This window comes from Cyanobacterium aponinum PCC 10605, from assembly GCF_000317675.1.
In the GTDB taxonomy this organism is placed as follows: Bacteria; Cyanobacteriota; Cyanobacteriia; order Cyanobacteriales; family Cyanobacteriaceae; genus PCC-10605.
Map to the genome: position 1 here is coordinate 157,896 of NC_019776.1, position 26,200 is coordinate 184,095.

Here is a 26,200-nt window from a genome sequence, read left to right on the forward strand (position 1 = left end):
AGTTCGGGGTTTGAAGTTAGGGGCGAATGGCTATTCGCCCGTACAGGAGTTTTTAATTCTTAATTTTTTACTCTTGCCCTTTTTACTTTTTCTAATTATTTAAGATTTCTTGATCAAGGCTAAAATCAACATCGACTTTATCTCTACCATTAGCTAAATAGTCATTTTCAAAAGACTCTTTTAATCCAGAAATTAAATCATATTTTGGTTGCCAATTTAGTTCTTTTTGAGCTTTGGAAATATCGGCAAAAAAATGTTGAACTCTAATGGGAAAAGCCTTTCTTTTTTCTAAGTTAAATTGAGCAGGATCATAATATTTGATCTCAATTTCTTCTGGGTTTTTTCCCACAGCTTCGGCACAAGCTAAGGCTAGTCCCTTAAAAGTAACATAGCGATCGCCTGATATATTATATATTTGTCCTACCGCTTGAGAATTTCCCAAAACCAGACTCATGGCAGTTGCTAAATCTTCCACATGACCAAATTGAGTAAAATGTAATCCATGATAAGGTATTAAAATAGGCTGATTACGAAGGATGCGATCGAAAAACCATGCTTCTAAATCATTATAGTTGCCAGAACCATAAATATAAGTAGGACGAATAGAAGTGAAAGGCACACCCTCAGCTTTTAAGTAGGTTTCCGTTTCATATTTACCCTTGTGGCGACTTTGTGGGTCAACGGGATCATCTTCTCGATGGGGCATTTGTTCTGATGGTAAATACACCCCCGCCGAGCTAACATAAACGAAATGGGATATTTGATCTTTGAATAACTCTACTAAAGGCTTTGTATCTTTTAATTCTCTACCATTATTATCGAAAATTGCATCAAATTTTTGTCCTGCTAACTTATCTTTTAATTCTGAAGCATTGGTGCGATCGCCGTGTATTTGTTCAATGCCGTTAACTGGTGCTGGTTTATTACCTCGATTAAAAAGTACTACTTCATGACCTTGAGCAACTAAAATTTTAGTTAGAGAAACCCCTATAAAACGAGTTCCTCCCATAATTAAAATACGCATATACTAATTGATTATTATATTTTTGATCTTGCTCTTACTAATGTACCTGAGTTCGATTGCTTTTGTGATAACAGTTTTTGTTGCTCTTATTTTCTATTAATTTATCATAATCACCGGGTCAGAGCCTTAATTTTTTAGGCATCTTGTTTATAAACATAAATTGTTTGAGTTTCTAATTTTGGGGTTAACTCTTGAATAGAAGAATAATTAGAAATATTTTCTCTTTGTAATCTCACCTGTAATCCCAACATAGGATCATCCCCATCAGCTAGTAAAAATTGCACAGAATCAATATTTTCCCAAGTAAGGATTTTATCAATTATTTCTAAAATTCCATTCAAATAAGGATGATTTTTATTCTTATACCAGTTAGATTCAACCATTTTAGGTCTATCAAAACCCAAGTGAAAAATCATTGATGGTTGACTAAATAAAGCAATAGAAACTGGGCGCATTTCTTCCTGTAAAAGTAAATTATTACTACGCACCAAATAACGTATATTTTCTAGTTTTTCATAGCGCTTAGTGGCAGAGTTAAGGGGATTTTTCCATGTAACTGCAACGGTGCAAAGATAAGTTTGTAAGAGTAAATGTCCTAACTTTTCTGCTTTTGTGGCTAAATAATTAGAATTATAGTCATTGGCTTCAATAAATAAGGGTAAACGCTCCACAATTTCAATACCATAACCCTTTAAACCAGCAATTTTACGAGGATTATTGGTAATTAAGCGAATTTGTTTAATGCCTAAATCATTAAGAATTTGCGCCCCCATACCGTAATCCCTTAAATCCGCAGGGAAACCTAATTTTTCATTGGCTTCAACGGTATCAAAACCCTTATCTTGTAAAGTGTAGGCTTTGAGTTTGTTAACTAAACCAATGCCCCTACCTTCTTGACGTAAATAAACAACTACTCCCAATCCTGCATTTTCAACCATTTTCAATGCCGCTTGTAACTGCATTCGACAATCACAACGTAATGAGCCTAAAGCATCCCCAGTCAAACATTCTGAGTGCATTCTCACCATGACTGGTTGTTGGGAAAATTCGTTTATATCTCCTTTAACAATGGCTAAATGTTCCGTATTATTCAAAGCATTATGGTAGGCATAAATTTGAAAATCTCCAAATTGACTGGGAAAGTTACAAATTGTCTCTCTATATACGAAGCGATCGTATTTTAAGCGATAACTAATTAAATCGGCAATACTAATTAATTTTAATTGATGAGTTTGGGCATACTCATATAATTGAGGCAAACGAGCCATACTACCATCAGGATTTTGAATTTCACAAATTACCCCTGCTGGGTATAAACCAGCCAGTCGAGATAAATCTACCGCCGCTTCAGTATGGCCAGCCCTTTTCAAAACCCCACCCTTTTTCGCTCTTAAAGGAAAAATATGTCCGGGCCGTGCTAAGTCTTCTGGTTGAGTTTGAGGATTAATAGCTATTTGTATCGTTTTTGCTCTATCATCGGCAGAAATACCCGTTGTTACTCCAAGATGTTTTGCCCCATCAATGCTAACAGTAAAAGCGGTTTGATTACTGTCAGTATTTTTTGTCACCATCAAAGGTAAATCTAGCTCATCGAGTCTTTCCCCTGTCATTGCTAAACAAATTAAACCCCTTGCTTCTACCGCCATAAAATTAATCATATCGGGAGTAGCAAATTGGGCGGCACAAATTACATCACCTTCATTTTCCCTATTTTCATCATCCACTACTACAATCGCCTTTCCTGCTTTTATATCTGCTAAGGCGGATTCAATACTGTCAAATTGGATATTTTCGCTCTTCACAACTGCTGATTTACTTTTTATAGCTTTTTAGTAATTATTTGTTAATTTATTATTTTAACATTTCCTATCCATAGAGAAAAATGTATTAAACCTCCGTTTGGTTTATGAATATCGGATAAGGCTAGGTGTCAGGGTGTTTAGAGGATGAGGAGATGAGGAGATGAGGAGAGAGGGAGATGAGGTGTCAGGTTTCAGGTTTTAGGTTTCAGGTTTTAGAAGAAAGTAATGAATGCTCGGAGTTTTTAATTCTTAATTCTTAATTCTTAATTCTTAATTATCAACTATTTACCTTTGCCCTCCCTCCTCTCGAGGGGGGATAAAGGGGGGTTTGCCCTTTGCCCATTCCCGAATACGGATAAGTGATGTGCCTCATAGTAATGAGAATTGCTATAAAAAATCATCGATAGATTTTGCAGAGATGGCTTTTTTCAATAAATCGGCTATTTCACTTAAATTTTTTATTTTATGAATACTGACATTTAATTGGGAGGTAATTTGTCCAAAACGAGTAGTTAAAATTTCTACTACCGTATCTTGTAAAATTCTTATTTCTTGATTATGGTTTTCTGGAGTTTCACCACTTAAAATTTGTAGTTGTTCCTGTTGATTATTTATAATTGTAATCATCTCTTGAAGTGCTTGAGCAAGAATCCCTAATTCATCGGGGCGATCGCAAAAAGCATCAAAATCATCAGGGGAAAACTGTTTATTTTCTACAGCTGAAACGGCTGTTGCCGTCACTGCATATAATTCTTCTAAAGACTCCATATTTTGACGGTGATTTTGTTCAAGAGCATCCATAACTTGATTGTAACGAGTAGCAATATGACCCACTTCTGTAAAAGATTCTACCGGCACTCGCAAGGTTAAATCGTGGGTTTTTGCCTGTAAATCCATAACGTTTAATAATTCATATGTATCTGTTTTTGCTTCATGTTCAGCTACATTTAAACCTAATTCTTCTGCTTCAAGAGAGACTCGGAGGGGAAAAATCTGATTTAAAGGTTTCAAAATTAACCAAGTTAAACCAAACGCCCAAACCATAGCGATGACTATACCTAATAACTGAATTAACAATAATTCTATTCGACTGATAGGCATCTTCATCAAAGCTAAATCACCAAATAACGCTACGGAAATAGTACCCCATAAACCAGCACCACCATGTACTGCTACAGCATCCACCGCATCATCAATTTTGGCTCTAATTAAGGCTTGTGAAACAAATTTAGCCATCGCCGCCCCTGTCATGCCTACTATAATCGCCAAAGGATTAGGTATTATATGACAACCCGCAGTAATTGCCACTAAACCAGAAATTGAACCGTTGATTAATTCTTCCACCTCAACCCGTTTTTCTTTTACTTGAGAAAAAATCATTGCCATTATCATCCCTCCCACTCCTGCCAATACAGTGTTAAGAATAATTTTTGGTACTTGATTGTTAAAAGCGAAAGTGCTACCGCCATTAAATCCTAACCAACCTAACCATAAAAATAAAGCACCTAACACGGCAAAAGGTAAATTTGAGCCTTGAATTTTATTAACCTCTCCTTTATCGCTAAATCTACCCTGACGAGAACCAATGATAATCAGAGTAGCGAATCCTACCCATGCACCAACACCATGTACCACAGTGCTTCCAGCAAAATCAATAAAACCTAATTGTTTTAACCAACCACTACTATTCCATACCCAATGTCCATAAAAAGGGTAAATTAAACCTGAGACTAAGATGACAACTATAGTATAAGCTAAGAATTTAATTCGTTCTGCGATCGCACCTGAAATAATAGTTGTTGCCGTACCACAAAACATGGCTTGAAACAGAAAAAAAACTGTCATATCTCCTTGGGTATCCGCAGAGAAAAAGAAATTATCCCCACCAAACCAACTTCCTTGAGAAGCACCAAACATAATACCATAGCCAAAAGCCCAAAATAACAGTACAGAGATACCAAAATCTGCAAAATTTTTAACAGCGACATTGATACTATTTTTAGAGCGAGTTAATCCTGACTCAAGGCACATAAAACCCGCTTGCATCAAAAAAACTAACCCCGTACATAACAATACCCAAAGTTTATCCATGTTGATTAGTCGATAAAAAGCGATTAAGTCGATAGTAACGGGCAAATTGAGGCAAATCCGCTTGATGCCCTAAAACAATTAAAATATCTCCCCTATTTAAGATTAGAGTTGAGGCAGGATGACTAATTAAGTCTCCACTGTAACGCCGAATAGCCACCACTAAAAATGACCCCTTTCCACGAATTTCCAACTCTTTAACAGTTTTGCCCACCAAAGGAGAAGTATCAGCAAGGGATAACTCTTCTATCTGCACCTCTAACTGTTTAAGTAAATCATTAAGATAACTTTGCTCTTCAGGATGTTGAAAAAAGTCATTGGTATTAGGGGAAGTAATCAAATTCGCCATTCTCATGCCACTTACTGAAGCAGGTAAAACCACATGATTCGCTCCAGCTAATCGCAGTTTTTTTTCCGTGCTAGGAAACTCACCCCTTGCGATAATAATTAGGTTATGATTCAATTCACGGGCGGTGAGGGTAATAAAAACATTACTAGCATCACTAGCTAATACTGTTACTAAGACTCTGGCTTTATCAATACCTACTTTCGTTAAAATATTTTCATCTGTTGCATCTCCCTCTTCAGTTAAGTAGTTACGACTTTTAGCTAATTCAATGATTTCATGGTTATTATCAATTACTACAAAATTCTCCGCTACTTCTTCTAGTTGTTGAGCCAAGACTTGTCCAATATGCCCAAAACCACAGATAATAACGTGATTTTCTAAGTTAGAAATTGTTTTCCTTTGTCTTTGAGCCTCTAAAGCTCGATTAATTTCTCCTTCTGTAATCATTGAAATAAATCCCCCCAAACCATAAATAGCTGAAGATGTCCCTGCAATTATCACACTGATGGTAAAAATTTTTTCTGCGGGGGTTTGTAACGGTTTTACTTCTCCATAACCGACTCCAAAAATAGTAATTACAACCATGTAGGTTGATTCTAATAATGTCCAGCCAAAAGTCATGTAGCCAACAATAGCCACAACAATGGTGACACAAAAAAAGACTGAACCTAGAATAATTCGATTAAGAGAGTTTTGCATTCATTTATTAAATCCCCTCTTAAAAAAAAATAAAGTCAAATTTAAACCATTTTTTCAAGTTAAGATTCAGAAAAATGCGATCTATATTCACTTAACAAAAAATATTGTGCAAAAATAGAATTAGTTTATTAATGTGAAGTGTCAGAAAATTAAAAGACTTGTATTTTAAAGAATACCTTTTATAATTTCTTCTAGTCGAGATTTATCCAATTCTGTGATCACAAAAACTTCTTGTACACTTTTCCCACATCTAGCAATCAGCTTAAACCCTCCCCGAATCGGCACGGATATTTTTAACTTCATATGGGGAGAGTGCGATCGCGATCTACTTAATACGGCTGGAGTAACGGTTTTAACGCCTTCATAAGTAATCAATTTTTCTAAAATGGGAATTAACCCGTCTAAATGGGTAGAATGATTCCAGACAATTCTCCCCTCTGAAGATTTACTCATACTGCCTCCAAGGGTGCCATGGTTAAACCTTCCCTTCTTAACTGTTGATGATACAACTCTGCTTGTTCCAATGGACCACTCCACACTAAAGCCTGTCCCTCAAAATGTACTTGATTAGTTAACTGCCAAGCATAATCAGGAGTCATATTAGGAATATACTTGATTAAACAATTAGCTACATGATCAAAGGTGTTAAAATCATCATTAAGGACGATAACTTTATAGTTTGGATATGGTTTGCGAGTGACTTGACTCGATTTATTCGGAGCAACAATAGTACTAGCTAAAATGGTTGAAGTCATATTATTGCAGATAGGAAATTTTTGTTTATTTTTTAGGGAACATATTTAATTATACTCAATTTTGCTTTTGTTTATAATTTTGTATTGTTTATACATATTCTTCAGAGACTATCCAAACTATCTCGATAGCTACTTACAAAACAAAATCGGCTAATATTATTAGTATTTTATTTCCTTACGAGTACTGTCTATAAATTTGACTATTTAATCATAATTAATAATTACAATAAATATATATATAATCTAATGATTTGCTGAATAAAAGTTTTTTTCGATATAATTTAAAAGCATAATTAATAATCTACAAAATTATAAGCAAAAATGGCAAGAATAATTAATATTTTGAGAAACGGAAAAGCTCAAGAAGAAATAGAAGTAAAAGGTTGGATTAGAACTAAAAGAGAGTTAAAAGAATTTTCTTTTATAGAAATTAATGACGGTTCTTCCCTTGGGAATTTACAAGCAGTTTTAAACTCAGATTTACTAAACTATCAAGATATTATTAAAAGATTAAATACAGGAGTTTCTGTTAGCATAAAAGGCATTTTAGTTGATTCTCCTGCCAAAGGTCAAAAAGTAGAATTACAAGCTCAAGAAGTAATCATTTTTGGTGATTGTGATCCTGAAACTTATCCTTTACAAAAAAAACGTCACTCTTTTGAATTTCTTAGAACTATTGGACATTTAAGAGGTAGAACAAACACCATTGGAGCAGTCATGCGAGTAAGAAATGCTTGTGCGAATGCTATTCATCAATTTTTTCAAAGTAAGGGTTTTTTATGGGTTCATACTCCTATTATTACCGCCAGTGATTGCGAAGGAGCAGGGGAATTATTTACTGTAACAAATCTCTCTTTAGAAAAAATCATTCAAGATAAAAAAGATGAAATTAATTATGAAAATGATTTCTTTGGCAGACAGGCTTACTTAACAGTTAGTGGTCAATTAGAAGCTGAAATTATGGCGATGTCTTTTCAAAATGTTTATACTTTTGGCCCTACTTTTAGAGCAGAAAATTCTAACACTTCTCGACATTTAGCAGAGTTTTGGATGGTTGAACCAGAAATTGCTTTTTGTGATTTAGAAGGAGATCAAAATTTAGCAGAAGAATTTTTAAAATATGTCTTTAAATATGTTTTAGATCATTGTCCTGAAGATATGGCTTTTTTCAACCAAAGAATTAATCAAAATGTACTTATTAATGCAGAAAATATCATTAATAATGAGTTTGCAAGAATCACTTATACAGAAGCAATAAATCTATTAGAAAAAAGCAAGAAAAAATTTGAATTTCCTGTTGAGTGGGGGATAGATTTACAATCAGAACATGAAAGATACTTGGCTGAAGAATTATTCAAAAAACCCGTCATAGTTACTGACTATCCAAAAGAGATTAAAGCCTTTTATATGCGTCTCAATGATGACCAAAAAACCGTAGCGGCGATGGATATTTTAGCCCCGGGCATCGGCGAAATTATAGGCGGTTCACAAAGAGAAGAAAGATTAGATGTATTACAATCTCGTATTGTTGAATGTAATATTAATGGCGATGAACTTTGGTGGTATTTAGATTTACGTAGATATGGCACTGTTCCTCATGCTGGTTTTGGTTTAGGATTTGAAAGATTAGTTCAATTTATGACAGGAATGGAAAATATCAGAGATGTAATTCCCTTCCCACGCACCCCAATGAATGCAGAGTTTTAACTGGGTTCGATATAAGATTATCGATTAAGGTTACAGCCTTGGGGGGTAACAAGGGGCTTAAGCCCCTTGCCTATTAACACTAATCCCAACACCCTAAGCCCCGACTTCCCTCTCTCACCCATTCCCCTTATCTTCTCATCACTCTCTCTTAATCTGATTACTTGTTGATTGCCATTGATTACATCTTAATTTTTAGATCGAACTGAACAGAGGTAATGATATAATTTGCCCTTGGACATGAAAAATGTTGTTCATCATTAGTAAAATCCAATTCATATATCCTCTAACAGAATCATGACTAAAAAGCGTGTTTTATCAGGAGTTCAACCCACAGGAAATTTACACATAGGCAATTATTTAGGGGCAATTCGTAACTGGGTAGAAATACAACCTAATTATGATAATTTTTTCTGTGTTGTTGATTTACACGCTATTACAGTTCCCCACGATCGCACTTCATTAGCAGATAATACTTATACTATTGCCGCTTTATATTTAGCTTGTGGTATTGATTTAAACTACTCCACTATTTTTGTGCAGTCCCATGTAAAAGCCCATACAGAATTAACATGGTTGCTTAATTGTGTTACTCCATTGAATTGGCTAGAAAGAATGATTCAGTTTAAAGAAAAAGCGATTAAACAAGGAGAAAATGTCAGTGTGGGTTTACTAGATTATCCCGTACTAATGGCGGCGGATATTCTATTATATGATGCAGATCAAGTACCTGTAGGAGAAGATCAAAAACAACACTTAGAATTAACTCGTGATATTGCTATTCGTGTCAATGACAAGTTTGGTAGTGAAGATAAACCCGTTTTTAAAGTGCCTGAACCAATGATTAAAAAGGAGGGGGCTAGGGTTATGAGTTTAACTGACGGTACAAATAAAATGTCAAAATCTGATCCTTCTGAATTGAGTAGGATTAATTTGTTAGATAGCCCTGATGAAATTAGGAAAAAGATTAAAAAATGTAAAACTGATCCTATTATGGGTTTAAGTTTCAGTGAAGATCGTCCCGAATGTAATAACTTATTGGGATTATATAGCATTTTTAGTGGTAAAAGTAAGGATGAGGTAAGTGACGAGTGTGGGGATATGGGATGGGGTAAATTTAAGCCTTTATTGACGGATACGGTGATTGAAGCATTACAACCTATTCAAAATAAATATGCAGAAATTATGGCAGATAAGACTTATCTCGATTCTGTGTTAAGGGATGGTAGGGAAAAAGCGGAAAATGTCGCCAATGCAACTCTAAAAAGAGTTAAAGATGCTTTGGGTTATTTACCACCGATTTATTAATAGGGTGTTGGGGTATTGGGATTAGTGTTAATTAGCAAGGGGCTTAAGCCCCTTGTTACTCCTCGCCTCTTGCCTTTTGCCTTTCGCCCTTAACCTAAATATCCAATTAATTTTCCTACCCACTTATAATGACTAAACTAGAAAATGCGATCGCATCTAAAGAATTCATCATCACCGCCGAGGTGACCCCCCCTAAAGGTGGCAATCCTGAACGGATGCTAGAAGTTGCCCGTTTACTCAAAGATAGGGTACACGGAGTTAATATTACAGATGGTAGTCGTGCCGTATTGCGGATGTCTTCTATTGCTTCTTGTGTGTTGTTGCAACGAGAAGGAATTGAGCCGATTTGTCAAATGACCGGGCGCGATCGCAACTCCATTGCATTACAAGCAGATTTAATGGGTGCTTATAGTTTAGGAATTAGAAATATTTTAGCCCTAACAGGAGATCCTTTAAAAGCAGGAGATCACCCTCAAGCAAAAGCAGTTTTTGAGTTAGAATCAGTCCGTTTATTAAAGTTAATTGGACAATTAAACGAAGGTTTTGATCTGAATAATAAAACCCTACCCGATGGAAATTTAAACTTGTTTGCTGGTGCGGCGGTTGATCCTCAACTAAAGAGTTGGTCAGGGTTACAAAGACGTTTTGAACAAAAAATTAAAGCAGGAGCAAAGTTTTTTCAAAGCCAATTAATTACAGATTTTGATAAATTAGATCGCTTTATGAATGAAATTGCTAAAGGATGCGATCGACCTATTTTGGCAGGAATATTCTTGTTAAAAAGTGCTAAAAATGCTCGATTTATTAATAAAAATGTGCCGGGAGTAGAAATACCAGAACATATTATTAATCGCCTAGAAAAAGCAGAAAACCCATTACTAGAAGGCATGACTATTGCCGCCGAACAAATCAAAGATGCCCAACAAATTTGCCAAGGAGTCCATCTAATGGCGGTTAAAAGAGAGGATTTAATACCACAAATATTGGATTTAGCAAAGATTCATCACTAAGAGGTGTCAGGTTTCGGGTTGCAGGTGTCAGGGTGTTTAAGGGATAGGGGGAAACCAGTAATAAATAATAAATAAGTAATAAGTGTTCGGAGTTTTTAATTCTTAATTATCAACTATTCACTATTCACTAATTACCTTTGCCCCTAAAATTATCTATTGACAAGATTGGATGTAAAGATAGACAATAAGAAAACCTGTAAATATTTTCTAACAATCATCAATAAAATAAATATATATGGTGGAAACTGTTCCCTCTCCTGTTGAAATTGCAGAAGCTCTTACCATCCCTGCTGATTTAGAGTTTAACTTACCCGATCCAGAAGATGATCAAATTGCGGAGGAGGATTTTCTGCAAAAGGTTGATGATGTTTGGAAAGTGTGCGATCGCTTCGATTTACAGACAGATATTTGGCGTGGTAGAATCTTAAGGGCTGTTCGGGATCGAGAAAAAGTCGGCGGAGAAGGCAGAGGTACAGGTTTTTTAAATTGGCTAAAAAATAGGGAAATTACCAAAAGTCAAGCCTATGCTTTAATTCAACTTGCCAATAGTGCAGATACCCTCTTGGAAGAAGGAAATTTAGAACCTACCGCTATTAATAATTTCAGTAAACGGGCATTTGTAGAAACCGCCAAAGCAGAGCCTGAAATACAAAAATTAGTCAGCGAAGCGGCACAAAAAGGCGATCGCATCACCCGTCGAGAAGTAAAACAGTTGACGGATGAATATACAGCGATGAACTCGGATTTAATTCCTGAAAGTGTTAAAGAGAAAGCCGTTGATGGTTCATTACCTCCCCGTCATTTAGCACCTTTAGTCAAAGAATTAGAAAAACTACCAGAAGAACAAATTAGCGAAATTCAAAAAGAAATTGAAAGTAATCCTGATGTGGACACAGTTAAGCAGATGACTTCAACGGCGAAAAGTTTAAGTAAATATCTCGATTCTGCCGCCCAAGTAGAAACCCTGAGAGATTCTGCTGTAGATATTGAGTCTGCTTTACAAGAAGCCCTGAGATTAGATTGTTTAAGTCTGACGGCTGATTTAGTCAAACAAGCAACCAATTTAGAGCAGAATGTGGGTAAACTCTATACTCTCTGGAAAAAATTAGGTAGTATAGCTGATCGCCTTTATGTGGAAACAGGAAGTAGTACCCCAAGTTTGCGATCGCTTCTTAGTTGTTTGGAAAAATTAACCAGTGAGGTCATCGAGTTACGTCTTGATGATGAGGGAGAAAAAATGATTCGTTTGCGTATTATGACAGATGAGTAATGGGTTCGGAGTGACAAAATAAACATTGTTCTCTGTTCCCTTTCTCCCCTTTTAAGGGGAGACACAGAGGGGTTTCTCCTTTTTCTGACCCTAACCGAAAATTTTACATCGAATTCAAGGGAATTCAAGTTAAATACTAAATAAACCAGACGGATTAACAGATAATAAATCTCGTCGTTGTAAACCCTCTCGATAAAGAATAGCATTAGCAGACAACAAACCACTACTAATTGCCCTCTCCATTAAACCACAGGGAAAAGGCATTTTGACCCAATCTCCTGCAAACATTAAATTACTAATTTGAGACTCGGTAGAAGGACGCATTTTAAAGCTATTGGGAGGATAACCAGAAAAATTCTTTTGGTTGACTAATTGCTGATGTAAAATGTTCGCATCGGCTAATTCCGGCACAATCTCAATCAATTCTTCTCTGAAGGTATTTAAAATAGCTTCTTGGGTAGGAAATTCTTTTTCTTTATAACAATAGGCGTGTAACTCTACCACACTGCCCCCCGTTTTTTCCGCCCATGCTTTATATTCATTTTGAATGCGATGATAAAGAGTAATACTATCAGTGAGACGATAGCCTGATAAGGAAGCAAAATTACTGTGTTGCCACTCAAAATCTTTATCTAACCAAAAACGCCCAACGGCAAAGGGGTCAGCTAATGCTAAACTTTCTATTTGTGCTTTAGTTTCGGGATAACTTTTTGTGTCACCTTCTATGAGATTAAATAGGTGTTTTGTTCCTACCACATCAGTAGCAAAAACAAAATAATCCGCTTCAATGGTTTTTGGTTTACTGGCGGTTTTTTGATTTGCAACTAATTTGACTTGATTCTCTCCTCTTTCGATTACCTTATAAGTTTTTAAGTTACGTTTTGCAGGAGGATTTAGCACTTTCCCTTGTTGATCATATACTGCACCGTGACAAGGACAAACAAATTTTCCGTCTTCTTGTTTATTAACAATACAACCTTGATGAGTACAGCTTAAAGAAAAGGCTTCATCGGTATCTTTAACTACAGCAAAGAGGCGATCGCCTCCGCCATAATAGCTATAGTGTTCATCTTTTAAGAGGGGATTGAGATCTACCCAAAAAGGTACATTATTTTCCTCATCCCCTTGATAATATTCAATAGAAGTAATTTTCCCAGAACGGCAATTAATTTTACTAATATTGGCTTCAGTGATGATTTTACCTTGATTATTGACGACGTGAGCGGCGATGGGTTCAACTAAACTTCTGCCCATATCATCTACTGTGCCGTTAAAAGCCAACCCTTCAGGATTACCGAAAAAGTAAAAGTGGAAAAATTGCATTAGTTCACCTGTACTGAGAACATCAGGGGCATTAAGAGAAGATTTTGCGAAGGGTAAAAAGTACAAATCGAATAAACCTTGGGGAATACCTTTTGCCGCCCAGTCTGCCACGGAAATATTGTCTAGGTCATAGTAGGTGTCAGGAATTTTAAAGCTCGTAATAGCGTGAAAAACTCGCCAATGGGCAGGATTTGTTAAATTAATACCCCAATGAAGAGAATTGCGAGAAGAAATAGCTAAATCAACGATATTCCAAGGGAAAGAAGAATGAGAAGGACGAAAATTTTCGGGTTTATATTTATCTCCTTTAAACACCACCGAATAATATTCTAATGATTGGAAATTAGATTCGATCGCAACCTCTTTTACAATACTTTTAAGATTATAGTATTGGGGAAAAAAGCCATGAAAACCATGTTCCATCCTAAAACTATCATTTCCCACTTGAATGTCCCAACTAGCAATTTTACCGCCTAACTGGGGGGATTTTTCCAATAAAGTAACTTCAAAACCCCGACTACTCAACTCATAGGCAGAAGCCAATCCTGCCAAACCACCGCCAATAACTACCACTTTCTTCGGCTTGCTTAAAAAGCGAGGTAATTCTAAAGTATCCCATTTATGAATTGTCGGCTGAGGCTTAACAACACGGGAATAGCCGAGAATACCAACAATGCCACTAATAGCGGATAATTTTAGCAAACTGCGACGGGATATATTATTCATGCAACAATTAGGATAAGATTATGGCAATTTTAATGATTTTAATAATACTTAACATAAGTTAGCACGAATTTATAGAGCCTGAACGATGAGTATTTTCTTCATTCAACCCCTACCACCCCAAAACCCTAAGCCCCTACTTCCCCCTCTCACCCTCTCCTCTCATCTCCCTAACACCTGCAACCTGCAACCTGACACCTGAAACCTACCCTCATCCAATATTCTTAAACCGAACTGAGGTTAAAATTGATTTTGAAGACCTTACGCTTTAGTTTTAATGTACTAATATGGGTTCTCAGTTAACGTCAAACAAAGGTAGATTTAGCAGTAAAACCGATATGTCAGTAAAATATAGAGATTATAAATAAATAAATAACCAAAAAAAGAATAGAGAAGGAGATCACTTTGGTAAATACAGTATCATTCAAAACTACTAAATCCGATGAAATCTTTGCCGCGGCCCAAAAATTAATGCCGGGAGGAGTTAATTCTCCTGTAAGAGCCTTTAAATCTGTCGGTGGACAACCTATTGTTTTTGACCGTGTAAAAGGTGCATATATTTGGGATGTGGACGAAAATAAATATATTGACTATGTTGGGACTTGGGGACCTGCAATTTGTGGTCATGCTCATCCTGAAGTCATCAAATCTTTAAGTGAGGCTTTGGAAAAAGGTACAAGTTTTGGCGCTCCTTGTTATTTAGAAAATATCCTCGCCGAAATGGTGATTGATGCAGTACCAAGCATTGAAATGGTGCGTTTTGTTAACTCTGGTACAGAAGCCTGTATTTCTGTTTTAAGATTGATGAGAGCCTATACAGGTAGAAACAAAATCATCAAGTTTGAAGGTTGTTATCATGGCCATGGCGATATGTTTTTAGTTAAGGCAGGTTCTGGAGTTGCTACCCTCGGCTTACCAGATTCTCCCGGAGTACCTAAAAGCGTTACATCTGATACTTTGACTGCACCTTATAACGATTTAGAAGCGGTGAAAAAATTATTTGCCGATCATCCTGATGAAATTGCGGGGGTTATTCTTGAGCCGGTAGTGGGTAACTCTGGTTTTATTGTCCCTGATGCGGGTTTTTTAGAGGGTTTAAGATTAATTACTGAGCAGAATGGTGCTTTATTGGTATTCGATGAAGTAATGACTGGTTTCCGCATATCTTATGGTGGAGCTCAAGCTAAATTCGGTATTACTCCCGATTTAACAACTTTAGGAAAAGTTATTGGCGGTGGTTTACCTGTGGGTGCTTATGGTGGTAAAAAAGAAATCATGGCAATGGTTGCTCCTTCTGGCCCCATGTATCAGGCTGGTACTTTGTCTGGTAATCCTTTAGCTATGACAGCAGGAATTAAAACCCTTGAATTATTACAAAAACCCGGCACTTATGAATATTTGGAAGAAATTACCCATAAACTAATAAGTGGTTTATTAACTATTGCTAAAAATACTGGTCATAAGGTTACTGGCGGTAATATTAGTGGTATGTTTGGCATGTTTTTCACTGGTGAAGAGGTTCATAATTATGATGATGCGAAAAAAGCTGACACCAGTAAATTCGCCCGTTTTCATAGAGGAATGCTTGAGAGAGGAGTATATTTAGCACCCTCCCAGTTTGAGGCTGGATTTACTTCTATTGCTCACACCGAAGAGGATATAAACCAAACTTTAGCCATGGCGGAAGAAGTGTTGAAAGAAATTCCTGCCTAACTAACAGTAAATAAGTCCATTAGAGAGGTTGACAATTAAAAACAAAAAATAGATAATAATTGACTGAATGCTGATAGCTGAAAGCTAAACAGGGGGGTTATCCCCCTTGTCACCTCTTAATTTATTAAATAAATATTATTAAAGAAATATTGTATTAAGCTGCCTTCACCGAAGGTGCGCCTGCGTCGGTGGAATCGTCACTTTCTAATTGTTGCCTATAATCCTTGTCTCTTATGCCGATAACCTTATCTAAACGGCTAATTTCAAATATCATTCTGACGGAAGGGGAAACATTGAAAAGATATAGGTTTTTCTCCTGTTTTTTCGCTTCTTGATAAATACGCACCAGAGCAATTAAACCACTAGAATCAACAAACTCAACACCCTTAAAGTCAACAACAACATCCTTTTCCTTTGTGTTGTCAATAAATTTTAATAACTCTTCTTGAAATAGACTTTCATTGTTGTGGTCAATTATTCCTTGCGGTGTACAAATTTGCTGATTATTCATAACTGGTAGAACTCCTCATTATAGTATGACGATCAATTCTAAATTTTATTGCTAATAAAACTAGGATATTATCATAGTGGTAATGATAATATGTTTTGGAAAATTTTGCTTAATAATTTATCATTCTAGGACAAAAACTTTAAATAAAATTTAATAAGAGTTAAAGTTTTGAAAAAAAACAAAGTAATAATAATAATTTCACACAAAAAAATGATTTACTATGAAAAATAAATATATTGTTATAGCAGTTTAATTTTATATTTTTATATCAAAAATTATTATTTATACTTAGAAAAGTGTAATTTAGAATACATTTTTCAAATTAAAAGATATTAATACTAAGATAGTCATTAAAAAAATCTGAAAGTAAGATCAATTCTTAAATTCAACTATTTTTATTAGATTTATTTGATGTCTTTTATGTTCCCACAATGATTTTTTTGCTAAAGCTACACTAAACAATCCGAATTCTGAGTTCAGGGTTTTTAATTTCTAATAGGTGGAACATTTTGCCCTTATTCCTTGCCTCGCCTTTTCCTCACTTTACCCAAACACTTTTAAGCAATCCCTAATTTAATAGACACTGACTGAATTTAAAATAAAAATCAATTATTGTTAAGAAAACGCCAATATTAACCCTGTTACCCATTACTTGTTCCCTATTGCCTGATTTTTGCAGAAGTTAATCTATTTTTTCGATATTACCTGCTTTAACCCAGCCCTCTTGCCCACTGCTAGGAATACGAATTTTTTGCCAACCGCCATCGTCACTTGTTCCAAGAATGACAATTTCCCAGTTATAGCCCACTCCTCCAATTCTTTCTGAATCGATTCCGGGTTCTGCCCTTAAACTTAAACCAGTAGACCATATTACTTTACCCCTATAAGCTCCTTCTGGTAAATCTTCTGTTTCTTCATTGGTTGTGGTTTCTTGTGTCTCTTTGGCTGTTTCTTCCGTTGCTGTTTCTGCTTGATTGGAAGATTCATCAGGTTGTGGGATTTCTTCTACGGCGGAGTTTTCTTCTGGGAAACTCGGTTTAGGGGGATTGCCTGAGACTTGGGTTAGGAAAAAATATGCGCCTCCTGCAATTCCTGCGGTGAAAAGAATTATTCCGAGGAAAAAACCGATTAAAAATTGGAACAAGCTCGATATACTCATCTTTAATGATTGGAAAATGTGAGATTTTAATAGTAGATATTAGCAAATTATTTATAGAAGGGAAAAATTTTATCTAAATTCATTACAGGATTCATATGTATTGCCTGTAAACCATATTTCTTTGCTTCGATCACATTATGATAATTATCATCAATAAATAGGGTACGAAGGGGATTAAGTTTTGAGGTTTTGACAACATAATCATAGATTGCTTGATCTGGTTTATGTAAACTTATTTCATGGGAATAATATATTTTCTCAAACAAGGATTCAAAAGTATATTCTTTTACACTTTGGGCAAATCTTTTTTTTACTTCTCGGATGTGAATGGGATTAGTATTACTTAGAATAAATGTCCTTTTTTCCTGTTTAATTTTAGCTAGTAATTCTCCCATATATTCAGGAACATAGTTTAGCATTTGATTCCAAATATTTTCTATTTCTACTAAATCTAAATCAATTTGTGCTTTTTTTTTGATGGCAGATAAAAAGGTTATATCTTCTATTTTTCCTATTTCATACTCATAGGCTATTTGTTTTAATTCAGACAGTAATTCTTGCTCATTTCTAGGGCTAATTTTTAATAGTGTTTGATAAGGGCTTTCCATTTCTACACCTATAATTACACCACCTAAATCAAAGATTATTGCCTCAATATTATCTAAGTTGATTTTATTTTCCATGACACCTTTTATAACTTATAAATCGAAATTTTAATTCTATTTTTTCCGTTCCTTTTTTTTCCTAATTTTACCAAGAAACTTTAATAAAAAATTAATTATTTTGGCTCTTCAGAGTGTGGTTATGATAAATTAATAGGAAATAACTTCTATAACTTATATGGAATAGTGTTTATAGTAAAATAAAAACTAAAAGTTTATAAATTATTATTTAATAATTACCTATTGCCTGCCTTAACTAATAATTTACATACTCAAAGTGATAGAGCCATTATTTCACTGCATATAAATCACTACTTATACCCCATGCAAATTTCCATGAGTTAGCTATATTTTTGTTACTAAAGCCGATAAAAATTAACAAAGCTGCGATCGCCATTAATGCTGTCACACCAAAGAGTACACGATAGCCAAAATCAAGAATTAAGCTACCTAAAACCGGTCCACCGAGAGCAACCCCCACATCAAAACCACTAACACATACTGCGAATACTTTACCACGTTCGATCGCACTGCAACGATCTGAAATTAAAGCAAGGGTAATAGGAACTAATACACCTGCACCTATTCCTTCTAATATTGCCGAAAGAATCAACATCATATTATCTTGAACAAAGGTGAGGAAAATCATAGATAAGATATAGCAAATTAAGCTACCACTGATGAATAAACCTCTGCCATATTTATCAGATGCTCTCCCTGAAAGAAAACGTACTGCAAAAGATGCGATCGCAGCCGCAGTATAAAAGAAACCAACATTAAAGTTGAGTCCTAAATCTCGAATATATAAGGGTAAAAATGTGACTAGAGTACCAAAAAGACAACCAATCAAGAGTAAAACTAAAGCAGGTACTGCAAAAGAAGCACTAAAAATTAACTCTTTAAAATCACGGTTAATCAAAGACTCTTTACTTAATATTTCCCCTGACACAGAAATATTTTGATTTTTATCAACTTGAGAATCTAACTCTCGAATCTGACAAGCCAAAATTAACGCCATTAAACCGCAACTGGCCGAAAGGAGAAATAGAAATTCATAACTGGTGTAAACCTCTAAAAATCCCCCCATAGCAGGACCTATAGCCATTCCAATCGGCACAGCCAAACTCATATAACCAATTAACTCCCCCTTTTGTTTCGGGGGTGATAAATCTACCACTAAAGCACTGTAACCCGTAGTAAAAGCCGCAATACTCACTCCATGAAAAGCACGATTAATCATTAATTCTGATAAAGAATCAAAAAATAAATATCCTAAAGGTGCAATAAAAGCGACAATTGTACCAATGATAATTACAACCTTACGACTAGGATAATAAACTAATTTCCCCAAGAAGCGACGAAAAAAACGGAGAATAAAATTATTAATCCCAGAAGGAAAAGGAAGATAATTAATAAATTTTTGTAAACCTTCGTCTGCTAATTTTCCTAACCATACACGAGATAAAAGTAAACCAATGGCAAAACAACCCATAATGTAACCTACTTGCTTCACCGTTGCCCCTATATTCTGAAGATAAGAAGGCAGAGTAGGAATTAGGCTAGTTAAACTCATCCAAAAAAACAAAGCACAGAAAAAAAGAATAAATAAATTAACTAACTTATCTCTTTCAACGGCTTTAAAGGTATTGATAAAACTCACAATAGTTAAGAAGGTTAATTTTGTTACAAAACTTTATCTTCCATTGTAGATTGCATTTTCAATAATTTTCAGACTAGCTTTAACAGAATTGAGGAAATTACTAGAAATATTGGCGGTTTCTTTGCCCGTAGAATCTTCCCAATTAATCATAAAGGAATAGTAAGCCCATGTATCTGCAGAAAAATTAACTCCCCCTGCCAAACATAAAGCGTATTGGGGTTGTAAATCGATGCTTCCCCCTTTAACATAACCAATCGCCCCAGAAGGAATAAATTTATCTAAAATGGCGGGAAGTCTTAATATACGTTTAAATTCCGTTAAGGTTTCTTCTTGTTTGAAAAACTCTCCCTGTAAAGCACGACTGTAAAAATTAACAAAATCAGTAGAAGATGCGCTCGGCGTAGCCGCACCTTCGGTGATCGAGCTTTGTTCTTGATTAATAATACTTCTAGCGGGTAAATTAGGACTATTCATCTCTTGATTTATCTTTTCCCATCCCCAATCCTCGCCATTTTTCGCCCCTAAAAGATAAGAAAACATCACACTAATGCTATCGGGAATTAAAGTATTTGCTAAACCGATTTCCGCAATAAATTCTCTTACCGCTTGAGGAGTGACGTAAGCCATAATCAAATCTGTTGCGGTATTATCACTGTGCATCATCATCGCCTCTAAGGCAATCAAGGCAGTGGTTTTGCCCGATACACCCCCAAAAACCGGACTAGAAAGCACTCTCATCTCATCGTTTATCACCAACTCCTCTTCAAAATTAACCTTTCCTTCCTCCATTTGTCGCAAAAATACCGTTAAAACAAAAACTTTGAAACTACTACCACAAAAAAGAGGAATATCACTGTTAAGAGAAACATCCATAGAATTACCTTGGCTTACTGCTTTTATCTTCATAGTTGACTTACCCGGTAAATTCGTAAATAAAGGAAAAATTTTTGCTTCTAAATCATCAGAATTAATTGCTTTACTTATCATAGGAGTAAAAAAAGTGCCTGCAGAAGCTAAAGTCAAAATAGAGAGAAAATCACGACGAAACCACTTAACCATAATCAACCTCTGACAAAACTAAAATTAAAATCAATTTATATAACCTGAGTTTGAGATAAATTTTCATCTATAGAGTGATGGTGAAAAGGGCAAACCCCTCTTTATCCCCAAGGCTGTTTCATTTTCGAGAAAAAAAAAGTGCGGGAAATAGGGGGATTTTTATTCATAAAGTTTTAACTAATAAAAAAAATCCTTGTATATCTTACTCTCCCTTAATCTCAGTTAACCTAATTTTTTACTTTGAAACAGCCCTGCCCTTTATCTCCCCTAAATTAGGAGGGAGGGCAAAGGTAAATAGTTGATAATTAATAATTAATAACTTCTAACTCTTAACACAATACCCCTAACTCATTATTCTTAGAGTTACTTTCATCTTAATTGCTCATCGACGTAAAATTTATTGAGAAAAATAACGAAAAATAACAATGACAAGCAACAATTATCAATCTATCTCTTTATCAGACACAACCATTCCGAAAGTTAATACTCTAACTATGTTTCGCCTAGGTTTATTTAACTTAGGTATTGGCTTAATTTCCGTATTAACCTTAGCAGTCTTAAATCGAGTCATGATTGCAGAGTTGGGTATTCCTGCCTCTATTGCCGCAGGGGTATTAGCGATTTCTCAATTAGTGTCTCCTACTCGCATTTGGTTAGGGCAATTATCCGATGGCAAAAAATTATTTGGTTTTCATCGCACAGGATATATTCGTTTAGGAGTCATTATTTCAGGTATTGCTATTTTCTTCGCTATTCAACTGGTATGGTTATTGGGGAGTAATATCATCATTAATAATGGTTGGCAATGGAATAACGTGACGATTTTTGTTAGCATTCTTTTAGCAATTGTTTTTGTTGTTCAAGGTATTGCAACGGGGGCTTGTTCAACTCCTTTCACTGCTTTGTTAGTGGATATTTCCGATGAAGATAATCGCTCAAAAATTGTGGCTACCATTTGGTCAATGTTGATGGTAGGTATTGTTATTGGGGGTATATCGGGAAAAATTTTGTTAAATAATTTGTCGGGGGTAGAAGGTAAAGGGATACCTTTAGCAACTTTACAAGCTCCTATTAACGGTATTTTTCTTGTTGTGCCGATAATTGTGGTGATTTTGACTTTGGTGGCAACTTGGGGAGTGGAGAAAAAATATTCTCGTTTTCGGCAACGCTCGTCTTTTCAAGATAGAGAGGAAGGAGTTAGTTTTAAAAAAGCTCTCAAGATATTAACTTCTTCTCGTCAAACTGGTATTTTCTTCTCTTTTTTGGTGATGATTACTCTTAGTTTATTTATGCAGGAAGCGGTTTTAGAGCCTTATGGGGCAGAGGTTTTTAATATGCCCATAGGAGATACTACTTTATTAAACTCTTTTTGGGGAATGGGTATTTTATTGGGATATGGCACAACAGGTTTTTTTGTTGTTCCTCGTTTGGGTAAAAATAATACTACTCGTTTAGGTTGTATTTTAGTAGCTTTATCTTTTGGTTTGATTATCTTTTCCGGTTTGACTCAGACTCCTTCTGTATTAAAAGGGGCGATGGTGTTATTTGGTATTGCGGCTGGAATTACGACTATCGGGGCGATTAGTTTAATGCTTGATTTAACGGTGGCTGAGACGGCTGGAACGTTTGTGGGGGCTTGGGGGTTGGCTCAATCCTTATCCCGTGGTATCGCCATCGCTGTGGGGGGATGGATTCTCGATTTAGGGCGTTTTTTGTTTAACAATCCTTGGTTAGCTTATAGCTTGGTTTTTGTTTGTGAAGCCTTATGTATCATAGGTGCGATCGCACTTTTAAATCGGGTTAATGTTCAGGAATTTCAGGCCACTACCCGTAAAGCAACAGCTATGGTTATGGAAGGAGATTTAGATTAGTTAACCTTTGTTGGGCGCAAGAATATTGGGCATTGGCGAATTAAGCCATGATTTTTCGGTTTAGATTGGGAATTAGGAATGGAGAATAGGCAATGGTAATAATAGACACAAATGCAAAATTAAAATTAAAATCAATTTCCCTAGAGAAATAGTCAATTTTTTATCGTTGCCTGTTGCCGGATTTCTACAACGAAGTCTAATTAAGAAATAAGTAACCTGAGTTCGGGATAAGCTGAAAGCATTATTTTCTCCTAGTCAGAAAACCTTATAGCTTCTTAGAAACAACGATAAAATTGCCTTAATCCGAACTGACTTAAACAAGGGGCTTAAGCCCCTTGCTAAAAACCCCTACCACCTGCAACCTGCAACCTGCAACCTGACACCTAACCTTGTTGGATATTCTTAAACCGAACTGAGGTTAAGTAAAGATTTAGGTTGATAAATTGACTCTACTAAAGGCTTAAAAACAGAAATTAAATTCTCTTTTGCCACTGCTAAACAAGGAAAACTGATATTACCATAATTGACTCCTTTAGTAAGAGGAAAAGCATTTTCTGGATCGATATGGACAAAATTTCCCCCTGCGGCTAAAAGTATAGGATAAGCACCAGCAACATCCCAAATTTTCGGACTAGCTTCGATCGCCCCTAACGTAGCACCACAAGCGACAGAAATAAGATCGTAACTTGTCACACCAGTAATTCTAACTTTGCAGGGAAAGTCGTGTTTGAGAATATCTAAACTGCGGTTGCACATTGTCACCACATGATTCATGGTAGGAGATGCGTCACTGGTAGAAATAAGATTATTGTTGAGAAAAGCACCTTTGGGGCCAGTTAATCCCGTATTACCATAATAATAACCATGATAAGTTTGTTGTACTTGAGGAAAATGAACAAAACCGAAAACAGGAATACCTCGATAAAGTAAGCCGATGGATATACCCCAAATCGGAATCCCACGGGTAAAATTAGTTGTACCATCAATAGGGTCAATTACCCAACACCATTCATTAGGGGGTAAAATATGCTCGGTTTCCTCCGTCAAAACCCCATGGGTGGGAAAACATTGCTTAATTCCCAGTCTTAACTCCTCATCCGCCCATTTATCCGCCTTTGTTACTAGACTACCATCGGCTTTCCGAGTTGGTTCTAATTGAGCAAAATCCGCTAGTAAACTTTCCCCAATGCGGTGGGTAATCTGGTGACAGAAATTATATACTTGATGCCAGAAATAAATCATTTTTTCCTCAGTGAAATTGCTTGGACGAATAAATAAAGAGTTTGGAGTTTGAAGTTAGATAATAATTATGGTCTATTATTTATTTCTTAATTTTTAATTCTTGAATTATTAATTCAAAACTCTATCCTTTACAAAGTATAATTTATTATTCCGAACAATTGATAATTTATATTTATAGATATTCGTGTCTGTGAAACAACCTCGTTTACTCATTGCCGCCAGTGGCACAGGAGGGCATTTATTCCCTGCTTTAGCTGTAGCTCAACAGTTACCTGATTATCACATTCAATGGTTAGGTGTGCCTAATCGCTTAGAAACTACCCTTGTGCCTTCAGATTACCGTTTACATACCGTTGATATTGAGGGTTTTCAAACCAGTTTCGGCATAAAAACTATTTTTGTCATGGGTAAAATGCTCAGTGCGATCGCACGTACTTATCAAATTATCAAAAAGAGTAAAATAGAGATAGTTTTCACCACAGGGGGTTATATTGCCGCTCCTGCCATTATTGCCGCTAAATTAGCCAAAATTCCCGTTATTCTACACGAATCTAACTATATACCCGGGAAAGTAACCAAGTTACTCGGAAAATGGTGTAAATTAGTGGCTATCGGTTTTCGAGGTACAGAAAAATATTTACCCAAAAGTAAAACCCAATGGGTAAGTACACCCGTTAGAGAGGAATTTTTACAACCCCAAACTTTGCCATTAGATATTCCTGACGATGTTCCTCTAATTGTCGCTATGGGGGGGTCACAAGGGGCAGTAGCCTTGAATAAATTGGTCAGACGGTCAGCACCTCAAATACTGGACACAGGGGCTTATATCGTCCATTTAACAGGCAATCAAGACGATGAAATCGGAACATTTACCCATCCTCACTATTTAGAAATGCCTTTTTATGATAAAATGGGGGCATTATTACAAAGGGCAAATCTGGCCATTAGTCGTTCAGGTGCTGGAAGTTTAACGGAATTAGCCATTACTAAAACTCCCTCCATTTTGATTCCTTATCCTTTTGCCGCAGAAGATCATCAATTTTTTAATGGTCAAGAATTTGTTAACACTGAGGCTTCTTTGATGTTTAGGCAAGAACATTTATCCCCAGAACTATTAACAGAAACTGTACTAGATTTGTTAAATAATCATGATAAATTGATGAAAATGAGTTCCCATGCTCAACAGTTAGCTGATAGAAATAGTGCAAGTGCGATCGCACATATAATTATGAATGAATTAACTTATACTCGGCGAGAGAATAAAAAATATTGATGAAGACGAGGCAAGAGGCAAGAGGCAAAAGGCAATGGTAATTAAAAATTAGTAGTTAGTAATTAATTAAAACCTGAAACCTGACACCTGAAACCTGAAACCTATTTTATAACTCCTAACCAAGAAATCAGTTTAGACTATGTCTTAACGTCCAATGACGAGGAGAAGACTGATATACTTTAGCTGAGTGCCATTCCATTTCATGGGCTAAATCTTTTATTTCATCAACGGTTAAGGCCGCCCGTAAGGAATCTTTAAATAGTTGTTTCTGTCGAGGACTATAATCTAAGTTAGCTTCTTGAACAATTTTTTCTATATCATCCTCCGATTCAGGGCGGAATAAATCTCTAATTAAAATAGCTCCATTTGTTTTTACAACCCGATTAATTTCTTTGAGCAATTCCAAAGGTTGCGGTATGTGATGAATCAAACTGTTAGAAATAATTAAATCAAAACTATTGTCAGGATAGGGCATTTTTTTGCCATCCACTAACTGTAAAGAAATTTGGGATGATTTATTTTTCTCCTGAATATTTTTTTCCGCTATTTTTAACATAGATGAAGCTAAATCAATAGCCGTAATGTGCCATTGAGGGCAAAAATCAGCTAGTATTAGAGGTATTCTGGCTGTACCAGTACCAACGTCAAGCACTTTACTTTGTTCTTTTCCTAATTTACTAGCAAGAAGGGCGAAATCTGTGTTAACTTCTGTGAAGTCCATTTGATCATATTCTTGGGCTTCTAAGTCGTCGTTCATGACTTCAGGTTCTAAAATACGCTCTATCATTGATAAATTGGGTTCTCTTACTTTGGATATAATAAATTATCCCTAAAAAAAGGTTTCAGGTGGCAAGTTTTAGGTTGAATTAAAATTGTTAATTTATGAAGAATTGCATTGTTTACTTGAACAAATCCTTGTCAGTTAAAGTTTGTACTAATTATTTTATAGTATTTTGTCATACTTAATTTGTCATACTTACTGTGTAAAAGCCATA

The 26,200-nt window shown here is 35.6% G+C and carries 21 protein-coding genes; 7 read left to right on the forward strand and 14 right to left on the reverse strand.

What is annotated here, in order from left to right:
• Positions 1 to 91: 91 nt before the first annotated feature.
• The 6 genes from CYAN10605_RS00645 to clpS form a co-directional block, all read right to left on the reverse strand.
• Positions 92 to 1,024: an NAD-dependent epimerase/dehydratase family protein gene (locus CYAN10605_RS00645; protein WP_015218019.1), complete on the reverse strand. Its 933-nt coding sequence runs from the start codon at positions 1,022 to 1,024 to the stop codon at positions 92 to 94.
• A 134-nt stretch (positions 1,025 to 1,158) separates the two neighbouring features.
• On the reverse strand, positions 1,159 to 2,826 hold the full coding sequence (ribBA, locus tag CYAN10605_RS00650) for a bifunctional 3,4-dihydroxy-2-butanone-4-phosphate synthase/GTP cyclohydrolase II (RefSeq protein WP_015218020.1): 1,668 nt from the start codon (positions 2,824 to 2,826) through the stop codon (positions 1,159 to 1,161).
• A 387-nt stretch (positions 2,827 to 3,213) separates the two neighbouring features.
• Complete coding sequence (locus tag CYAN10605_RS00655) at positions 3,214 to 4,917, reverse strand: ammonium transporter (RefSeq protein WP_015218021.1); 1,704 nt, start codon at positions 4,915 to 4,917, stop codon at positions 3,214 to 3,216.
• Positions 4,910 to 5,962 (reverse strand): potassium channel family protein, encoded by a 1,053-nt coding sequence (locus CYAN10605_RS00660; RefSeq protein WP_015218022.1) that lies wholly within the window; start codon positions 5,960 to 5,962, stop codon positions 4,910 to 4,912. Before CYAN10605_RS00660 ends, CYAN10605_RS00655 begins: the two co-directional genes overlap by 8 nt.
• Before the next feature lie 165 nt (positions 5,963 to 6,127).
• Positions 6,128 to 6,415 carry a DUF2103 domain-containing protein gene (locus CYAN10605_RS00665; protein ID WP_015218023.1) on the reverse strand — a complete coding sequence of 96 codons (288 nt, stop codon included), beginning with the start codon at positions 6,413 to 6,415 and terminating at the stop codon, positions 6,128 to 6,130.
• Positions 6,412 to 6,717: an ATP-dependent Clp protease adapter ClpS gene (clpS, locus tag CYAN10605_RS00670; RefSeq protein WP_015218024.1), complete on the reverse strand. Its 306-nt coding sequence runs from the start codon at positions 6,715 to 6,717 to the stop codon at positions 6,412 to 6,414. The genes CYAN10605_RS00665 and clpS overlap by 4 nt, the downstream gene beginning before the upstream one ends.
• A 321-nt stretch (positions 6,718 to 7,038) precedes the next feature.
• Between clpS and asnS the strand changes: the two genes are divergently transcribed.
• From asnS to CYAN10605_RS00690, 4 genes are all read left to right on the forward strand, one after another.
• On the forward strand, positions 7,039 to 8,424 hold the full coding sequence (gene asnS / locus CYAN10605_RS00675; protein ID WP_015218025.1) for an asparagine--tRNA ligase: 1,386 nt from the start codon (positions 7,039 to 7,041) through the stop codon (positions 8,422 to 8,424).
• 294 nt (positions 8,425 to 8,718) lie between these two features.
• Positions 8,719 to 9,729 carry a tryptophan--tRNA ligase gene (trpS, locus tag CYAN10605_RS00680; RefSeq protein ID WP_015218026.1) on the forward strand — a complete coding sequence of 337 codons (1,011 nt, stop codon included), beginning with the start codon at positions 8,719 to 8,721 and terminating at the stop codon, positions 9,727 to 9,729.
• Between the two features lie 128 nt (positions 9,730 to 9,857).
• The gene (locus CYAN10605_RS00685) at positions 9,858 to 10,739 is read left to right on the forward strand and encodes a methylenetetrahydrofolate reductase (RefSeq protein WP_015218027.1); all 882 of its coding nucleotides are present in this window, start codon (positions 9,858 to 9,860) and stop codon (positions 10,737 to 10,739) included.
• Between the two features lie 235 nt (positions 10,740 to 10,974).
• Complete coding sequence (locus CYAN10605_RS00690) at positions 10,975 to 12,009, forward strand: hypothetical protein (protein WP_015218028.1); 1,035 nt, start codon at positions 10,975 to 10,977, stop codon at positions 12,007 to 12,009.
• A 129-nt stretch (positions 12,010 to 12,138) separates the two neighbouring features.
• On the opposite strand, the gene CYAN10605_RS00695 is transcribed toward CYAN10605_RS00690, so the two are convergent.
• Positions 12,139 to 14,058, reverse strand: a complete 1,920-nt coding sequence (locus tag CYAN10605_RS00695; protein WP_015218029.1) for an FAD-dependent oxidoreductase — start codon at positions 14,056 to 14,058, stop codon at positions 12,139 to 12,141.
• A gap of 402 nt (positions 14,059 to 14,460) precedes the next feature.
• Between CYAN10605_RS00695 and hemL the strand changes: the two genes are divergently transcribed.
• Positions 14,461 to 15,768: a glutamate-1-semialdehyde 2,1-aminomutase gene (hemL, locus tag CYAN10605_RS00700; protein WP_015218030.1), complete on the forward strand. Its 1,308-nt coding sequence runs from the start codon at positions 14,461 to 14,463 to the stop codon at positions 15,766 to 15,768.
• A gap of 154 nt (positions 15,769 to 15,922) precedes the next feature.
• On the opposite strand, the gene CYAN10605_RS00705 is transcribed toward hemL, so the two are convergent.
• From CYAN10605_RS00705 to CYAN10605_RS00725, 5 genes are all read right to left on the reverse strand, one after another.
• Entirely contained in the window at positions 15,923 to 16,279 is a 357-nt protein-coding gene (locus CYAN10605_RS00705) for an STAS domain-containing protein (protein ID WP_015218031.1), read from the reverse strand.
• A 682-nt stretch (positions 16,280 to 16,961) separates the two neighbouring features.
• Entirely contained in the window at positions 16,962 to 17,438 is a 477-nt protein-coding gene (locus CYAN10605_RS00710) for an SH3 domain-containing protein (RefSeq protein WP_015218032.1), read from the reverse strand.
• Between the two features lie 47 nt (positions 17,439 to 17,485).
• Positions 17,486 to 18,121: an HAD-IA family hydrolase gene (locus CYAN10605_RS00715; RefSeq protein WP_015218033.1), complete on the reverse strand. Its 636-nt coding sequence runs from the start codon at positions 18,119 to 18,121 to the stop codon at positions 17,486 to 17,488.
• Between the two features lie 268 nt (positions 18,122 to 18,389).
• Positions 18,390 to 19,760: an MFS transporter gene (locus CYAN10605_RS00720; RefSeq protein WP_015218034.1), complete on the reverse strand. Its 1,371-nt coding sequence runs from the start codon at positions 19,758 to 19,760 to the stop codon at positions 18,390 to 18,392.
• A 33-nt stretch (positions 19,761 to 19,793) separates the two neighbouring features.
• On the reverse strand, positions 19,794 to 20,819 hold the full coding sequence (locus CYAN10605_RS00725) for a serine hydrolase (RefSeq protein WP_015218035.1): 1,026 nt from the start codon (positions 20,817 to 20,819) through the stop codon (positions 19,794 to 19,796).
• Positions 20,820 to 21,244: 425 nt separating this feature from the next.
• Between CYAN10605_RS00725 and CYAN10605_RS00735 the strand changes: the two genes are divergently transcribed.
• Positions 21,245 to 22,690 (forward strand): BCD family MFS transporter, encoded by a 1,446-nt coding sequence (locus tag CYAN10605_RS00735; RefSeq protein ID WP_015218036.1) that lies wholly within the window; start codon positions 21,245 to 21,247, stop codon positions 22,688 to 22,690.
• A gap of 402 nt (positions 22,691 to 23,092) precedes the next feature.
• On the opposite strand, the gene CYAN10605_RS00740 is transcribed toward CYAN10605_RS00735, so the two are convergent.
• Positions 23,093 to 23,932, reverse strand: coding sequence for an inositol monophosphatase family protein (locus CYAN10605_RS00740; protein ID WP_015218037.1), 840 nt, complete (start codon positions 23,930 to 23,932; stop codon positions 23,093 to 23,095).
• A gap of 184 nt (positions 23,933 to 24,116) precedes the next feature.
• Between CYAN10605_RS00740 and murG the strand changes: the two genes are divergently transcribed.
• Positions 24,117 to 25,205 (forward strand): undecaprenyldiphospho-muramoylpentapeptide beta-N-acetylglucosaminyltransferase, encoded by a 1,089-nt coding sequence (gene murG / locus CYAN10605_RS00745; protein ID WP_015218038.1) that lies wholly within the window; start codon positions 24,117 to 24,119, stop codon positions 25,203 to 25,205.
• Positions 25,206 to 25,332: 127 nt separating this feature from the next.
• Here the strand turns inward: murG and CYAN10605_RS00750 are convergent, their stop codons facing one another.
• Positions 25,333 to 25,989, reverse strand: a complete 657-nt coding sequence (locus tag CYAN10605_RS00750) for a class I SAM-dependent methyltransferase (RefSeq protein ID WP_041922584.1) — start codon at positions 25,987 to 25,989, stop codon at positions 25,333 to 25,335.
• Positions 25,990 to 26,200 lie beyond the last annotated feature (211 nt).